Source organism: Geodermatophilus sp. SYSU D00663, assembly GCF_054050655.1.
On the sequence record NZ_JBJGZT010000007.1, the window covers coordinates 57,766 to 70,735 of the forward strand.

At 79.2% G+C, this 12,970-nt stretch carries 15 protein-coding genes; 9 read left to right on the forward strand and 6 right to left on the reverse strand.

Annotation, left to right across the window (positions count from 1 at the left end):
• Positions 1–58 precede the first annotated feature (58 nt).
• Positions 59–841, reverse strand: a complete 783-nt coding sequence (locus ACI79Z_RS07150; protein ID WP_387988853.1) for a helix-turn-helix transcriptional regulator — start codon at positions 839–841, stop codon at positions 59–61.
• Positions 842–1,071: 230 nt separating this feature from the next.
• Between ACI79Z_RS07150 and ACI79Z_RS07155 the strand changes: the two genes are divergently transcribed.
• Positions 1,072–1,452: a hypothetical protein gene (locus ACI79Z_RS07155; protein ID WP_387988854.1), complete on the forward strand. Its 381-nt coding sequence runs from the start codon at positions 1,072–1,074 to the stop codon at positions 1,450–1,452.
• Here the strand turns inward: ACI79Z_RS07155 and ACI79Z_RS07160 are convergent.
• Complete coding sequence (locus tag ACI79Z_RS07160) at positions 1,433–2,218, reverse strand: dienelactone hydrolase family protein (RefSeq protein WP_456902177.1); 786 nt, start codon at positions 2,216–2,218, stop codon at positions 1,433–1,435. The genes ACI79Z_RS07155 and ACI79Z_RS07160 overlap by 20 nt on opposite strands.
• A 102-nt stretch (positions 2,219–2,320) precedes the next feature.
• On the opposite strand from ACI79Z_RS07160, the gene ACI79Z_RS07165 reads away from it, so the two are divergent.
• From ACI79Z_RS07165 to ACI79Z_RS07185, 5 genes are all read left to right on the forward strand, one after another.
• A complete protein-coding gene (locus ACI79Z_RS07165) occupies positions 2,321–3,499 on the forward strand; it encodes an FAD-dependent monooxygenase (RefSeq protein WP_387988856.1) in 1,179 nt (392 codons plus the stop codon).
• A 69-nt stretch (positions 3,500–3,568) separates the two neighbouring features.
• Positions 3,569–4,423: an SGNH/GDSL hydrolase family protein gene (locus tag ACI79Z_RS07170; RefSeq protein WP_387988857.1), complete on the forward strand. Its 855-nt coding sequence runs from the start codon at positions 3,569–3,571 to the stop codon at positions 4,421–4,423.
• Positions 4,424–4,505: 82 nt separating this feature from the next.
• Positions 4,506–4,661, forward strand: coding sequence for a hypothetical protein (locus ACI79Z_RS07175; protein WP_456902178.1), 156 nt, complete (start codon positions 4,506–4,508; stop codon positions 4,659–4,661).
• A 76-nt stretch (positions 4,662–4,737) separates the two neighbouring features.
• On the forward strand, positions 4,738–5,373 hold the full coding sequence (locus ACI79Z_RS07180) for a hypothetical protein (protein ID WP_456902179.1): 636 nt from the start codon (positions 4,738–4,740) through the stop codon (positions 5,371–5,373).
• Positions 5,366–6,163: an alpha/beta hydrolase gene (locus ACI79Z_RS07185; RefSeq protein WP_456902180.1), complete on the forward strand. Its 798-nt coding sequence runs from the start codon at positions 5,366–5,368 to the stop codon at positions 6,161–6,163. The genes ACI79Z_RS07180 and ACI79Z_RS07185 overlap by 8 nt, the downstream gene beginning before the upstream one ends.
• Before the next feature lie 7 nt (positions 6,164–6,170).
• Here the strand turns inward: ACI79Z_RS07185 and ACI79Z_RS07190 are convergent, their stop codons facing one another.
• Entirely contained in the window at positions 6,171–6,875 is a 705-nt protein-coding gene (locus tag ACI79Z_RS07190) for an alpha/beta fold hydrolase (protein WP_456902181.1), read from the reverse strand.
• A 229-nt stretch (positions 6,876–7,104) separates the two neighbouring features.
• Between ACI79Z_RS07190 and ACI79Z_RS07195 the strand changes: the two genes are divergently transcribed.
• Positions 7,105–7,464 carry a hypothetical protein gene (locus ACI79Z_RS07195; RefSeq protein ID WP_387989016.1) on the forward strand — a complete coding sequence of 120 codons (360 nt, stop codon included), beginning with the start codon at positions 7,105–7,107 and terminating at the stop codon, positions 7,462–7,464.
• Positions 7,465–7,484: 20 nt separating this feature from the next.
• The gene (mug, locus tag ACI79Z_RS07200) at positions 7,485–7,979 is read left to right on the forward strand and encodes a G/U mismatch-specific DNA glycosylase (RefSeq protein ID WP_387989012.1); all 495 of its coding nucleotides are present in this window, start codon (positions 7,485–7,487) and stop codon (positions 7,977–7,979) included.
• On the opposite strand, the gene ACI79Z_RS07205 is transcribed toward mug, so the two are convergent.
• Positions 7,976–10,870 carry a BTAD domain-containing putative transcriptional regulator gene (locus ACI79Z_RS07205; RefSeq protein ID WP_456902182.1) on the reverse strand — a complete coding sequence of 965 codons (2,895 nt, stop codon included), beginning with the start codon at positions 10,868–10,870 and terminating at the stop codon, positions 7,976–7,978. The two genes, mug and ACI79Z_RS07205, sit on opposite strands and share 4 nt — an antisense overlap.
• 174 nt (positions 10,871–11,044) lie before the next feature.
• Here ACI79Z_RS07205 and ACI79Z_RS07210 point away from each other — a divergent pair, with 174 nt between their 5' ends.
• Positions 11,045–12,352 carry an FAD-binding oxidoreductase gene (locus tag ACI79Z_RS07210; protein ID WP_456902183.1) on the forward strand — a complete coding sequence of 436 codons (1,308 nt, stop codon included), beginning with the start codon at positions 11,045–11,047 and terminating at the stop codon, positions 12,350–12,352.
• Between the two features lie 40 nt (positions 12,353–12,392).
• Here the strand turns inward: ACI79Z_RS07210 and ACI79Z_RS07215 are convergent, their stop codons facing one another.
• The gene (locus ACI79Z_RS07215; protein ID WP_456902184.1) at positions 12,393–12,536 is read right to left on the reverse strand and encodes a hypothetical protein; all 144 of its coding nucleotides are present in this window, start codon (positions 12,534–12,536) and stop codon (positions 12,393–12,395) included.
• 120 nt (positions 12,537–12,656) lie between these two features.
• Complete coding sequence (locus ACI79Z_RS07220; RefSeq protein WP_387988865.1) at positions 12,657–12,953, reverse strand: hypothetical protein; 297 nt, start codon at positions 12,951–12,953, stop codon at positions 12,657–12,659.
• Between the last annotated feature and the right edge of the window lie 17 nt (positions 12,954–12,970).

Consider the following 12,970-nt stretch of genomic DNA (forward strand, 5'->3'; position numbering starts at 1 on the left):
CGGGGCGCCGCTGGACCCCCGGCTGCTGCCCTGGCGGACACCGCGCTGACCCCCCCGCTCAGCCGGCCGGCACGGCGGGGGCGGGCAGGATGCCCCGGCGCTGCGCCTCGAGGACCGCGGTCAGCCGGTCGTGGACGCCGAGCTTCCGGTACAGCCGCGCGGCGTGCGTGGTGACCGTGCGGGTCGAGCAGCCCAGCCGGTGCGCCGTCGCGGTCGCCGTCAGCCCCTCGGCCAGGCACAGCAGGACCGCCGTCTCCCGGCACGTGAGGCCCGCCGCGCGGGCGTGCGCGCCGCCGTCCCCGTCGCCGTCCTGCCAGGCCCGCACCGTCCGCACGTGCCGGTCCAGCGCCCGCAGCACCGGCGCGACGCCGTCGAGCAGCTCGAGGTCGGCCGCGGTGAAGTCGCGGCGGGGCCGGCCGAAGGCGAAGCCGCAGACCTCGGCCGGCCCGCCCCGCAGGGGCAGGCTGACCAGCTGGTCCCAGCCGCACACCGAGGCGATGACGCCCCGGGCGGGGGACCGGCGCCAGCTCTGCCAGCCGCCGGCCGCCTCCTGCGCCGTCGCGGGCGTGAGGTCCCCGGCCGCGACGGCGGTCAGCAGGGGGTGCGCCGAGCGCATGCGGTGCGTGGCGTCGACCAGCAGCTCGAGCTGGTCACCGGCGAGGCCGGTGGCGGTGATCTCCGTGGCGCCGGTGCGCCAGTCGGTGCGCTGCAGCACCGCGGCGGGCGCCTCCAGGCGGGGGCACAGGACGGCGAACACGGGGCCGGCGGGCAGCTGCGGGCCGACCATGCCGTCGAGCAGGCCCACCACCAGGTCGGTGAGCTCCCGGACCACAGGCTCCATCGCCGGCCTCCGACGATCCCGCGGGCCCCCGCCGGTCCCGCGTCGGTCGCGTGTGCAGCCCTCTGTGCAGGACGAGCGTGGCCGCTCCCGCGGGTCGGCGTCAACGGAGATCCCCGCGCCGTCAAGGGGGCGCCGCACCCCGGCGCATACGCACAAGTGCGTACAGACGGTGCCGATCGGCCGTCCCTAGCGTCCGTGCCGCACCTACGGACCGACTACCAGGGGGAACCGTGTCTCTCCTCGTGCTGCACCTGCGGTGGAACGACGTCGAGCCGGCGCAGTACGAGGTGCTGCGCCGCGCCCTGCCGGAGGACGTCGACCGGCCGCCGCACTGCCTGTCCCGCCGGCACGTCCGGCAGCCCCGGTCGGTGATGGTCTACGAGGTGTGGGAGGACGCCCGGGCCGCCGAGGACGAGCTGGCCCGCATCCGCGCCCTGGTCGACGCCGGCCCCGAGCAGCCGCAGCGCGTCGTGTTCGTGCTGCCGGACGTGTTCGCCGCGGGCTTCCCCCGCCGGCCCGCCCGCCCGGCGGCCGCGCCGGAGGCCGTCGGCGCGCCGGTCGTCCCGGCGCCGCGGCAGCCGGACTCCCCCGTCACGGTGCCGACGGCCTGAGCGCCGGGACCTCCGCCGGGGGCCGCCCCCGCAGGTGCTCGGCGAACCAGGCGTCGGTCCGGGCCCAGGCGTCGGCCGCGGCGGCGGGGTCCGGCCGGATCCGCAGCGCGTCCCGCAGCAGGGGGCGCAGCACCCGCGGGCCGACCGGGGCGTCGTGCAGGAAGCCGTGGCCGGCGCCCGGGTACTCGCGGACGTCGTGCCGGACGCCGACCCGGGTCAGCACCGTCGCGAGCTCCGCGGCGGTGCCGCGCAGGCCCGGATCGCGGCCGCCGTAGCCGGCCACCACGGGGCAGGCGCCGAGCAGCGCGGTGTGCGGGTCCCGCGGCAGCCGCGCGTAGAACACCGCCGCGGCGTCGAAGCCGCGGGCCGCCAGGTGCAGCGCCAGTCCGCCGCCGACGCTGGACCCCAGCACGCCGACCCGGCCGGTGCAGTCCGGTCGCGCGGCCAGGTGGGCGCGGGCCGCCTCGGCGTCGGCGAACGGGCGCCCCCCGCCGGCGTCCACCGCGCGGAACGTCGGGACCAGGGCCCGCCGCGCGCCGCCGTCGGTGAACAGGTCCGGCACGAGCGTCAGGCAGCCGGCGGCGGCCATCCGCTGCGCCTGCCGCCGCACCACGCCGTCGACGCCGAAGGCCTCGTGCAGCAGCACCACACCGGGCCACGGCCCCGGGCCGTCGGGCACGGCGAGCAGCCCGCGCAGCCCCGGCGTCCCGCCCGGACCCGGGGGGATCGCGACGCCGGTCAGGGTGATCCGCTGGGCGTCGGTCACGGGCGGCCTCCCCCGGTGCTGCGGTCGGTGCCCGCCGATGCTGGCAGACGGGAGGACGGCAGGGGCTTGGCGCGCGCCGCCGGGTGTGAGGCAATCCCGGGCATGACGCGCGCGATCGTGGTCGGCGGCGGGGTCGCGGGGCCGGTGACGGCCATGGCGCTGCAGCGGGTGGGGATCGAGGCGACGGTGCACGAGGCCCACCCGGCTCCCGAGGGGGACGTGGGGACCTGGCTCGGCGTGCAGGTCAACGGGCTGGACGCGCTGCGCGCCGTCGGCGCCGAGGACGCCGTCCGGGCGGCGGGGTTCCCCACGCACACCATCGAGTTCCGCAGCGGGACCGGCCGGGTCCTGGGCTCGTCCACCACCGGGGACACGGAGGGACGGCGCGACGCGGGCATCTCGGTGAAGCGCTCGGACCTCTACCGGACCCTGCACGCGGAGGCGCTCCGGCGGGGCGTGGAGATCCGCTACCGCTCCCGCCTGACCGGGGCGGAGGACACCGCCGCCGGGGTCACCGCGGAGTTCGCCGACGGCCGCACGGAGACCGCGGACCTGCTCGTCGGCGCGGACGGCGTGCGGTCGGCGGTGCGGCCGCTGGTCGCCCCGGACGCCCCGCCGCCCCGGTTCGTGCCCGTGCTGGTCACCGCCGGGTACTCCTCGCACGTGCCGGCCGACGCCGAGGTGGGCCGGCTGACCATGGTCTTCGGCCGCCGCTGCTTCGCCGGGTACCTCGCCGCGCCGGACGGCGGCACGTGGTGGTTCGCCAACCCGCCGCTCACCCGGGAGCCGGCCGACGGCGAGGTCGCCGGCACGCCCGACCCGCGGTGGCGGGCGCTGCTCTACGACCTGCTCCGCGGCGACCGGTCGCCGCTGGTGGACCTGGTGGAGGCCACCCCCGGGCCGCTGCGCGGGTGGACGACGCACGACGTGCCCACCGTGCCCCGCTGGTCCCGCGGCCGCACCGTGCTGGTCGGCGACGCCGCGCACGCGACCTCGCCGGCCTCGGGCCAGGGCTCGTCGCTGGCCATGGAGGACGCCGTCGTCCTCGCCGCGTGCCTGCGCGACCTGCCGCTCGACGACGCCCTGCGCGCCTTCGAGGAGCGGCGGCGGGCGCGCGCGGAGCGGGTGGTCGCCCAGGGCTTCCGCCGGAGCAGCGCGAAGCCGCCGCCGGCCGTGGGCCGCGCCGTCCGCGACGCCGTCCTGCCGCTGGTGCTGCGCCGCCACGACCCGGCGGCGTGGGTGCGGACCCACCGGGTCGAGCCGCTCGTCGGGACCGGGTGACCGCCGTCACCCGCTCGGGCCGGCGTCGTTGAGCCCGGCGACCTGCCCCCGGCCCCGATGGAGTGGTCCGTGCGCCGACTGCTGACCGTCCTGCTCGCCGCGCTCGCCGGCGTCCTGCTCGTCGTCCCCCCGGCCTCGGCCGCGCCCCCGGGGCCGCTGCGCTACGTCGCGCTCGGCGACTCCTACAGCGCGGCCTCCGGCGTGCTGCCCCCGGACCCCACCGCCGCGCCGCAGTGCCTGCGCTCCACCCGCAACTACCCGCACCTGATCGCGCAGGCGACCGGCGCGCAGCTGACCGACGTCACCTGCGGCGGCGCGGACACCTCGGACCTCACCACCGCGCAGCACCCCGGCGTGCCGCCCCAGCTCCAGGCGCTGTCCCCGGACACCCAGCTGGTCACCATGACCATCGGCGGCAACGACAGCGGGGTGTTCATCGAGTCGATCCTGCGCTGCGGCACCGCCGGGCTGCTGACGCTGGGCCGCGGCAGCCCGTGCCGCGACACCTACGGCACCTCGTTCGAGGACACCGTCCGCACCACCACCTACCCGGCGCTGGTGCAGGCGCTGTCGGCGGTGCGCGAGGCCGCGCCGCGGGCCCGGGTCGCGATCCTCGGTTACCCCGCCATCCTCCCGCCGACCGGCGGCTGCTTCGACCGGATGCCGATCGCCGAGGGCGACGTCCCCTACCTGCACTCCCTGCAGACCACGCTCGACGACGCCGTCCGGCGCGCGGCCGCGGCCACGGGTGTCACCTACGTCGACCTGTCCCGCGCCTCGGCCGGGCACGACGCCTGTCAGCCGATCGGCGTCCGCTGGGTCGAGCCCGTGCTGCAGGGCACCAACGCGGTGGTCGTGCACCCGAACGCGCTCGGCGAGGCGGAGATGGCCGCCCGGGTGATGTCGGTGCTGCGTCTGGGCTGACCCGGCTCCCGCACCCCGCCGGCGGCGTGGCGCGCCGCCGGCGGGGTAGGGGGCGGGACACCACCAGACCGGAGGAGGACCGATGAGCGAGACCGACCCGACCCCGCAGGCCGGCCCGGAGGACGAGGGCTCGCACGCGAGCGTCGGCCCGGACGTCGCCCACGCCGGCGGCGGTCGCACCGAGGGCGAGACCTCGGTCGACGACGCGATGGGCGCGGAGGCCGACCCGCCGCGCTGAGCCGCCCGCGGTGGGTCGGGCGCCGACGGAGGGGCCCGTCCACCGGGCGGGCCGGGGCGGGGACGGGGACGGGGACGTGGACGTGCGCAGGCTGGTGATGGGCGACTGGACGCCCGTGCTGAGGGACGGCATCGACGTCCTGCGGTTGGTGCTGCTCGCGGGCGGGCTCGCCTACGCGGCGGCGGGGCGGGCGGGGGACGCGGCGGTCCTGCTGTTCCTGGGGGCGGTCACGGTCCTGGCGCGGCTGGTCGACCTGCCGCGGGTGTACGACCTCGCGCTGACCCTGGGGATGGTCCTGCAGGGGTTCGGCGAGACGCTGGGCCTCTACGACCGGTTCGTCCGCTTCGACGACCTGGTGCACGTCACGCTGCCGATGCTGACCGCGCCCGTCGTCTACATCGCGCTGGCCCGCCTCGACGTCGTCCCCGACCCCCGCGACGAGACCCACCTGCGCCACTACGTCGGGATCGCGGTCGTCACGACGGCCCTCGGCGTCACGATCGGGGCGCTGTGGGAGGTGTACGAGTGGCGGTCCGACGCGTGGTTCGGCACGCGTCTGTCGGAGGGCAACGACGACACCAACGGCGACCTCGTCCGCGACACCCTCGGCTCCCTGGTCGGTGCGGCGCTGCTGGTGGCGTGGGCCCGCTTCGGCTGGGGGTCGGTCCGCCGGATCCCGGGGGTGAACACCCACGAGGAGGTCAGTGCCTGAGCGGCACCCGTGCACCGCGCTCACCCGCCGGCGGCTGCTCCTGGCGGCGGGCCGGGTCGCCGGGGCGGCCGTCCTGACCGGCTGCGCGGTCCGGCTCCCCGGCGCACCCGGCGCCGAGGGGGCCGCCGTCCTGACCGCACGCCCGACCGCGCCACCGGACCTCCCGCCGCCGCCACCGGGCACCTCCGCGCTGGGCCTGGAGGAGACGCGCGACCCCCTGCTGCACGTCCCGGCCGCCGGGGTCCCCGGCCCGGCGCCGCTCGTCGTCGTCCTGCACGGCGCGGGGGGTGACGCCGCCGCCGGGCTCGGGCTGCTGCAGTCCCTCGCCGACGAGCGCGGCCTGGTGCTGCTCGCCCCGGCCTCCCGGGGCTCGACCTGGGACGCCGTCCTGCGCGGCTACGGGCCCGACGTCGCCGGGATCGACCGTGCGCTGACCGCCGTCCTCCGGCGGGTGCCGGTCGACGCCGGCCGGGTGGCCGTCGCCGGCTTCTCCGACGGCGCGTCCTACGCGCTCGGGCTGGGGCTGGCCAACGGCCTGCTGTTCCGGCGGGTCGTCGCCTTCTCACCGGGGTTCGTGCCCCCGGCGGCGCGCACCGGGCGGCCGCCGGTCTTCGTGTCCCACGGGACCGCCGACGACGTCCTGCCGGTCGAGCGGACCAGCCGCGAGATCGTCCCTGCGCTCCGCGACGACGGGTACGACGTCACCTACCGCGAGTTCGCCGGCGGTCACGTCGTCCCGCCCGAGGTCGCCCGGGAGGCGGTCGACCGGCTCGGCGGGACCGGCGACTGACCGGCCGTCAGCCGACCTCCCCGGCGAGCCGGCGGAGCGGGCCGGACCAGGCCCCGGGGTGGGTCCAGACGAAGCTGTGCGCCCCCGGCACGGACGCGAACCGGCCGTCCCGGGCCAGCCGGCACAGCGCGCGGGCCCACTCCGCGGTGCACAGCAGGTCGTCCGCGCCGTGCAGCACGAGCACCGGGACGGCCAGCCGGGGGACGACGTCCTCGAGCCGGTCGGCCAGGTGGGCCCGGACGGCGTGCAGGACCCGGCGCGTGCCGGCCCGCTGCCGTTCCGGCCGGTGGGCCTCGTCGAGGTCCGGCGGCTCCCGCCGGTGGTTGCGGTACCAGGCCCGCAGCACCCCGCCGAGGCTGCGGAACGCCGGGTCGACCGTCGGACTGGCCAGGACCAGGCCCCGCACGCCGGCCGGGCGGTGGAGCGCGGCCCGTGCCGCGACCTGGGTGCCGCCGGAGTGTCCGACCAGCACCACGCGGTCCAGTCCCGCGCCGGCGAGCCAGGCCACCAGCGCGTCCCCGAACTCGGCGACGTCCAGCTCGTGCGGCGGCTCCCCGCTGCCCGAGAAGCCCGGCAGCTCCACCAGGTGCGCCCGCGTCCACGCCCCGAGCGCGCGCAGGGCGGGGACGAGGTAGTCGCTCACGCCGATGCCCTGCACCAGCACCACCTCGGCGACGCCGTCGCGCGGCGTGCCCGCCGAGCGGCTGTGCATCCGCCCGAGCGGGGTCTCCCGGTCGGCCGGGAGGAGGTCGGTCGACAGCTGGCACCCCCGGTGGCCGGACGGCGCGCGCGAGGACTCGGCGCGGTCACGGACCAGTGTGACCGCGCCCCCTCCCGCGTGCGCGACGTGCGGGCGGCTGGTTGGCTCGCGGCAGGCGGCCCAGCAGGCCGGCCGCCGGGGTCGGGGAGTGGAGACCACCGTGGCCAGGACCATCGCAGGGATGTCCAAGCAGACGGCGGCGCGGGCGCTCGGCGGCGCCGGCATGGCGTTCGGGGCGGTCAGCGTCCTCGCCCCGCGGGCGGTCGCCGCGGGGTACGGCGTCCCCCCGACGCCGCAGGGGCTGCAGCTGCAGCGGCTGTTCGGCAGCCGCGCGCTGGCCCTCTCGGTGGCGGGGTTGACGGCGCGGACCCAGGAGGAGGTGGACCGGGGGCTGCTGCTGGTCGCCACGGCGAACCTCCTCGACGTGCTCACCGCGCTGGTCGCGGCCCGCGGCTCGGGCCGGTCGACCACGGTGCGGGCGGTGGCCAGCTCGGTCGTCTACGGCGGGGCCGCGCTGGCGGTGCGGGCGATGGAGCCCTGACCGGGGGAGCGGGCAAGCCGCTGCCCGACGTCGTCGCCCCTGGCCTCGACGTCCTGTTCTGCGGGATCAACCCGTCGCTGCTGTCGGCCGAGCGCGGCCACCACTTCGCCCGCCCGGGCAACCGGTTCTGGCCCGCACTGCACCTGGCCGGGCTCACCCCCCGTCGGCTGACGCCGGAGGAGGACCGCGAGCTGCCCCGCTACGGGCTGGGGGTGACCAACCTCGTCGACCGGCCCACGCGGACGGCGGCCGAGCTCACCCCGGAGGAGCTGCGGGCGGGCGCGGCGGCGCTGGCCGGCCTGGTCGCGCGCTGCCGGCCGCGGGTGCTGGCGGTCCTCGGGCTCACGGCCTGGCGGCTCGCCACCGGCGCGCCCCGCGCGGGCTGGGGCCGCCAGCCGGTGTCGGTCGGTGGCGCCGAGACCTGGGTGCTGCCCAACCCGAGCGGGCTGAACGCGCACTTCCAGCTGCCCGACCTCGCCCGCCTGTACGCCGGGCTGCGGCCGCCCGGCGGCTAGGGGACCGGGTCGGCGGTGCGGGTCTCCGCGGCGAGCCTGCCCACCATGGCCACCGCCTCGCCGCGGTCGAGGACCGCGCCCTCGGCCAGCGCGGTGTCGTACTCGACCTCGTCGAGGGCCTCGCGGGTGGCGGTGACGTAGCGCTGCCCGTCGACCGGGTCCATCCGCAGCGGGTCGTAGCCGACCTGTCGGGCGACGGCCTGCACCGCGCCGAGCAGCACCGCGGCGGTGCGGGGCCGGCCCGACGCGGTGACCGCGCCGACGGCGGCCAGCAGTCCGGCGAGGGTGCCGGTGGCGTCGCCCTCGCGGTGGGTCAGCTCGACCATCGCCCACAGGTCGGCCAGCGCCTCCGCGGCCCGGCCGACGTCGGTGAGCGCCTTCGCCCGGATCCACAGCACCGACGAGTGCGCCCACGAGTGGCCCAGCCGCAGCGCGAGCCGCTCGGCGCGGCCGAGGTGCTCCAGCGCGCCGTCGAGGTCGCCGGCGGCCCGCGAGAACTGGCCGAGGGTCATGGCGATCTCGACCTGCACCCACTCGATGCCCGACGCCTGTGCCAGCGCCAGGCCGCGGGCGATGTCCGCCCCGACCTCGCCGTCGGGGTCGGGCTGGCCGAGCAGCGCCCGCACGAAGCCGCGCAGCACCAGGGCGAGGGGCAGCACCGGGTCGGCGTCGTCGGCGGTCCCGGCGATCTCGCTGGTCCGCGCCCACAGCGAGGGCACGTCGCCGGACAGGTAGGCCAGCAGCGCGTCGGCGAGCAGCGCGCCACTGCGGACGCCGGCCGGCGCGCCGGGGGTGGCGTCCAGCGCGGCGGCCAGCCAGCGGCGGCCCTCCTGCACGTGGCCGCGGCGGTACCAGTACCAGCCCAGCGCCCCGCCGATCCGCAGCGCCGCCTCGCCCTGCCCGGTGGCCAGCGCGTGCCCGAGCGCCGCCCGCAGCGCCGGCTGCTCGGCGTCGAGCCGGCGGGCGCTCCCGGTCCACAGCGGGCTGCGCAGCGTCGGCTCCAGCCGCTCGGTGAGCGCGACGGCGAAGCCGGTCAGCCGGTCGCGCAGCCGCCGGGACGCCGGCTCGTCCAGCGCCTGCTCGGCGTACTGCCGCAGCGTCTCGAGCATCCGGTAGCGCCCGGCCGCGTGGTCGAGCTCGACCAGCGACTTGGCCACCAGCACCCGCAGCAGCTCCAGTGCCCGGCCGTCGACCTCCGGTCCGGCCACCGCCTCGACCAGGTCCGGGCCGAAGGTGCCGGGCAGCACCGAGACGGCCTTGAAGACGGCCAGCTCGGCGGGGGTGAGCAGGTCGACGCTCCACTGGACGGTGGCCGCGAGCGTGCGCTGGTGCGGCACGGCGGTGCGCCAGCCGCCCGACAGCAGGGCGAACCGGTCGTCGACCCGGCCGGCGACCTCGGCCAGCGGGAGGGTGGTGAGGCAGGCGGCGGCCAGCTCCACGGCCAGCGGCAGGCCGTCGAGGGCGGCCACCAGCTCCCGGACGTGGGCCAGGTCCTCCGCGGAGGGGTCGGCCAGGTGCGGGGCGGCCAGCCGGGCGCGGTCGAGGAACAGCCGCTCGGCGTCGCTGCCGGGAGCGTCGGCGGGCATCGGGCCGCAGGGCAGCACCGCCTCACCCGGCAGCCCGAGCGGCTCGCGGGAGGTGGCCAGCACCCGCAGCTCGGGGCAGCGGGGGAGCAGGGCGGCGCACACCGCGGCTGCGGCGTCGACGACGTGCTCGCAGTTGTCCAGGACCAGCAGCAGCGGGCGGTCCTCCAGGGCGGTGGCGACGGCGCCCAGCGGGTCCCCGCCCGCCAGCGTCACGCCCAGCACGGTGGCCACCTGCCCGGCGACCAGCTCGGGGTCCTCGACGCCGGCCAGCTCGACCAGCGCGGCCGGCGGCGACCCGGCCGGCCGGCGGCGCGCGGCCTCCAGCGCCAGCCGCGTCTTGCCGCTGCCGCCGGGCCCGACCAGGGTGACCAGCCGCTGCCCGGACAGCGCGGCGGCCAGCCGGGCGAGCTCGGCGCCGCGGCCGACGAAGGCGGTGAGCGGGACCGGCAGGGGGCCCGGGGCGCGCACCGCCGGCGCCGGGGGAGCCGGCGCGGGCTCCGGCACGGGGGCGGGCGCCGCGGCGGGCACCGGGACGGGCTCGGCCAGCGCCGGGTCCTGGCGCAGGATCTGCTCGTACAGCGACTGCAGCGGCCGGCCCGGGTCGACGCCCAGCCCGTCGGCGAGCAGCCGGCGGCCCTCGTCGTAGACCTCCAGCGCCTCGGCCTGCCGGCCGCTGCGGTACAGCGCCAGCATCAGCGAGGCGCGCAGGCCCTCGCGCAGCGGCTCGGCGCGGAGCAGCTCCCGGACGTCGTCGACGATCTCGGCGTGCCGGCCCAGCCGCAGGTCGAGCTCGGCGGCCAGCTCCCGGGCGGCCAGCCGCAGCTGCTCGAGCCGCTCGGACTCCTCGGCGGCGAAGGTGGCCGCGACGTCGGCGTAGGCCGGGCCGCGCCACAGCGCCAGCCCCTCGGCCACCGTCGCCCGGGCGCCCTCGGCCTCCCCACGGGCGGCCAGGTCGCGGGCGGTGCGCAGCAGCTGGACGAACCGGACGGCGTCGACGTCCTCGGGGGCGACCTCGAGCCGGTAGCCGGGCTCCCGGGTGACCAGCAGCGTCCAGCGGCCGCCGGTGACGTCGGGCTCCAGCTCCCGGCGCAGCCGGGACACGATCGACTGCAGGGTGGCCGACACGGCGGTGGGCGGCCGGCCGCTCCACACGCGGTCGACGAGCAGGTCGACGGGGACGGTGCGCCCGGCGTCGACCAGCAGCGCGGCCAGGACGGCGCGGTGGCGCGGGGACTGCGGCGCGAGGAGCTGCCCGTCGCGCCAGACCTCCACGGGTCCGAGCACGCGGTACGAGGTGGCGGTCATCGCCGGGCAGGGTAGGGGCCCGGACACGCCCGCGGGGGCGCCAGCGACGCCGCGTGACCTGCCGGTGACCTCCCGGTCGCGGCCGTGACCTGCTGCCCAAGCGGCCGCCAAGGGCGCACCAAGGACCGCCGACGACCCTCCGGGTGCACCGACCCCCGCACCTGGAGAAGCCCCGTGAGCACCCTGTCCGTCCCCTCCACGCCCGCGGCCCGCGCCGCGGACCCGCGGCCGGCCGTCCTGCCGCCCGACCTGACCGCCGCCCTGCGCGCCCGCCTCTCGCCGGCGGCCGTGCTGGCCGACGGGGCGGTGGTGCGGGCCGCGGAGGACGCCGACGTCGTGGCCGCGCTGCGGCTGGCCGGCCGGCACGGGGTGGCCGTGGCCGTCCGTGGGCCCGGCCGCACCGGCGCCGGCGCCCGCGCGCTGCAGGTGGACCCCGCCGGGCTCGCCGGGGTGAGCGTGTCGCCCGCCGGCTGGGCGCGGGTCGGCGCCGGCGTGCGCTGGCGGGACCTGGCCGCGGTGGCCACCCGGCACGGGCTGACCCCGATCACCGGGTCCTCGGCCGCCGAGCGGGTCGCGGACACGGTCACCGGCGGCGGCGTCGGCCCGCTGGCCCGGACCTACGGCCTGGCCGGGGACCGGGTGCGGGCGGTGGAGGTGGTCACCGGCGACGGCGTGCTGCGCCGGGTCACCCCCGCCGACGGCGCCGACCTGTACTGGGGCGTCCGCGGCGGCGGCGAGGCGCTCGGCGTCGTCACCGCCGTGGAGCTGGAGCTGCTGGCCGCCGGGCCGCGCTACGGCGGCGAGCTGCGCTGGCAAGCGGCCGACGGCGCGCGGGTGGCGCAGGCGTGGCGGACCTGGTCGGTGGCGCTGCCGCCGCAGGCGGGCACCTCGCTGGTGCTCACCCGGCCGGCGCGGGGCGAGGGGACGGTGGCCGTCCGGTTCGCCTGGACCGGCGAGGCCGACGACGGCGACGGGCTGCTGGACGTCCTGCGCGCGGCCACACCGCCCGGGGCCGCCGACTTGGCGCCGCGCGGACCGGCGGGCCTGGCCACGCCCGCGCTCGGGGCGGGGGTGGAGTCCTCGCTGCTGCTCGACCGCCTCTCCGACGGCGCGGTCGCGGAGCTGGTGCGCGCGGCCGGCGGGAGCCGGCCGCGCACGGTCGAGGTGCGGCTGCTCGGCGGCGCGCTCGGCTGGGTGCCGCAGCGGCCCAGCGCCGTCTGCCACCGGGACGCGCGGCTGGCGGTGCGGGTCGTCGGCGGCGCCGGCGCCGAGGACCGGGCGGCCACCCGTGCCTGCGCCGAGGAGCTGGCCGCCGCGCTCGGCGGCGACCTCGGCGGCCGCGCGCCCGCGCACGGCTGGGGGGCGGCGCCCGACGTGCTGGCCCGCACCCCGACGCCCGCCGTCCGGGACCGGCTGGCCGCGCTGGCCGCGGCGACCGACCCGCACCGCATCCTCGAGGGCGCGGCGGGCCGGCGGGCGTGACCGGCGGGGCGGGGAGGCCGGGCCTCCCCGCCCCGGTCGGTCAGCGGGTCCCGGGCCGCGCGGGCGTCCCGGCGTTGAACACCTGCAGCGTGTAGGCGTCGAAGCGCCGCAGCCAGCTGCGGAGGGTGCGGCGGGAGGCCGTGCTCGTGGTCGTGCTCGTGGTCGTGCTCGTGGTCGTGCTCATGGCGTCTCCTCGAGGTGGTCCGGGGGGACGTCGTCGTCCGTCGGCCGCGGGTGCGGCCGTCTCCCACGGTCCCCGCCGCGCGTGAAGCCCAGGTGAACGCGGGCCGTGACGCTCGTCGCGTCAGGCCGGCCGCCCGGACAGCGACCGCCGCACCGGCTCCGACGGGCGCAGCACGACCTCGAGACCGCGCCACGCCGCCGCCTCGAGGACGTCGGCGACGAGCTCGCGGCCGGAGGCCGACAGGGCGGTCACCGAGCGGGCGTCGACGACGTCGACGCGCACCGGCTCCGGGCCGTAGCAGCGCCAGAACGCCTCGACGGCGTCCGCGTCGACGACCCCGGCCAGGCAGAGGACCCGCCCGGCGGAGGAGTTGAGCAGGCGGACCACCCCGCGGCGGGCGGCTGCGGTCGGGGGCACCCGCCCAGTGTGCCGCC